3 protein-coding genes are annotated in these 2,014 nt (G+C 46.3%); 1 reads left to right on the top strand and 2 read right to left on the bottom strand.

What is annotated here, in order from left to right:
- Positions 1 to 847: 847 nt before the first annotated feature.
- Together E1H13_RS26415 and E1H13_RS26410 are read right to left on the bottom strand one after the other, a co-directional pair.
- Entirely contained in the window at positions 848 to 1,174 is a 327-nt protein-coding gene (locus E1H13_RS26415; protein WP_169617939.1) for a DUF5615 family PIN-like protein, read from the bottom strand.
- Positions 1,158 to 1,382 (bottom strand): DUF433 domain-containing protein, encoded by a 225-nt coding sequence (locus E1H13_RS26410; RefSeq protein ID WP_169617938.1) that lies wholly within the window; start codon positions 1,380 to 1,382, stop codon positions 1,158 to 1,160. Before E1H13_RS26410 ends, E1H13_RS26415 begins: the two co-directional genes overlap by 17 nt.
- A gap of 519 nt (positions 1,383 to 1,901) precedes the next feature.
- Between E1H13_RS26410 and E1H13_RS27575 the strand changes: the two genes are divergently transcribed.
- The coding region (locus tag E1H13_RS27575) for a phage integrase N-terminal SAM-like domain-containing protein (RefSeq protein WP_206070843.1) at positions 1,902 to 2,014 on the top strand (113 nt) is incomplete at its 3' end.

Below are 2,014 nucleotides of genomic sequence, written 5' to 3'. Positions count from 1 at the left end.
AGGTGTCTTTGAATGATATTCGGAGCTGGTTTACTTTCCGCTGCTACTGTACCTCACCCGGATGAGAACCGCTATATAACCTCTCGCAAAAGATGCCCGAATCACTAACTTGGCTAGATGCATCGCTAAGCCCCGATGGATTGTACTTGGCACTTCTACTTGATCAGATCAGGATCAAATGTACTCAAATAGCTGTGGAAAACCTGTTGAGCAGTTTTATGATCACCCTCTGGAGTCATATCGCATAACCACCAAATAGGACTGCTTTAATAACATCTGGGCTAGATCGGTCACAATCAATCGGCCAAGATGCTCACAATTCCAGCCAGGTAGGGTATACTCCCAATCTGCAAAAACACTAAGAGCGTACTTTAGCCGTTTAATGGTTTGATCTGGTGGAAAAGCAAGATGCTCAATGTCAACAACGAATCTTGCATCGCTCCGCTCAAAAGGACACAATCCCTGACCTGTATCAAAAATGTGAGTATCAGACAAGCCAATCCCATAATCAATAGTCCGGACACTTTTCCGGACAAGCGCTGAAACCCGTGGTTTCTTGTTGGCTAGACTACGGCAGGAGAGGACTAAAACCCTTATTCTACCGTTGGCTTTCAAAAACTGTCCGGAGTGTTGCTCTTCAGTTTTGTAGTTTTCAATGCGTAACTGTGGATCTCGTAACCATAACCTTGCTGCTTCTCAATATTCTCTTACTCTGGCAGATCGGGATTAGAAACTCAAGCAGCCCAACGTTTCCAATCACCAGCCGCAGATAACCTTGAGTGCTTACAGACAACCCTTCAACGGTCGGGTGCATTGGGGTTGTTGTGCTGCGCCGCTTGCACGATCATTAGGAGCCTCCGACTTCGATCACTTGCCCCGGTGCAATTGTGCTCAACACACTCAAAACATCAGGTATCAAAGGTACTAAATCTGGTAATCGATTACTGCGTGCTACAAGAACAACGACCGCCACTCCAGCTTGCTCTAGGTTCTGCTGATACCGCAAATTTTGATCTGTGGTGAGTAGAATCGTGAAGCCTTCTTGACTCATGAGTCTCAACAACTCACCATTCTTTTTCCCTGACCATCCCATCTCAACAACTGTGCGTACCTCGTAATCAGCCAGTTCACGCTTGAGGGGACGTGGGACGCATTCATCAAGCAGGATTCGCATAAGCTGTTAGCATTTCCTTTGCTAATTCAAGAGCTGCGATCGCTTGTTCACGCTTAACACTCGGAAAATGATCCAGGAATTCATCGAGTGGATCGCCCGCTTCGAGATAATCGAGCAACGTTTTCATTGGCACACGAGTTCCAACGAAAACAGGAGTTCCTCCCAGAATATCAGGGTCACTATGAATAACACGCGCTACGGTTGTCATATCAGCTATCCATCGCAAGAATCTCTTTGATCTTAGCCTACAACTTCTGCTCAAAACACCTGTCAAAAGCGATCGCCAATTCTGGAGTAGCGTTCAACTTTACATTACAGACAGATGGGCTTCCGGTGCTGTCACCACTGGAGGCTGAGCGGCACAACTACTGCTTATACTGACTTTCCTTCCTAGATTCCGTCTAACACCCCGTAGCAGGGTAGTTAGCCAGAATCAAAGTTGCATATCACCTCCTCTGGGGGGTGTTATACCGAATATTATCCGCATAACTGCCCAAATTGGGGTGTTATACCGAAATCTATCGGGCTATCTGCCCAAATTCGGGCATTATGCCGAATCGAGTTGTGATAATTACCCTAATAGAGGTGTTTATCTGGATCTTGTTCTGCATAATATGCTTGTCAAGGGGTGTTATGCCGATAGCTTCAGCAAATCTTCATGGTCAGCACGCAGACTAGGGATGTGGTATTTGGTACATTTATACTGCCGGTGTCTACCTTCTTTGTCATGGAATCCCGACCCAGAAAGCTGCTTGACCAAGTCCGCGACGTAATTCGTCTAAAGCATTATTCCTATCGAACCGAGCAAAGCTATGTCGGATGGATTCGCCGGTACATTCT

The organism is Nodosilinea sp. P-1105, from assembly GCF_012911975.1.
GTDB lineage: Bacteria > Cyanobacteriota > Cyanobacteriia > Phormidesmidales > Phormidesmidaceae > Nodosilinea.
This window is presented reverse-complemented; position numbering and strand designations above follow the sequence as displayed.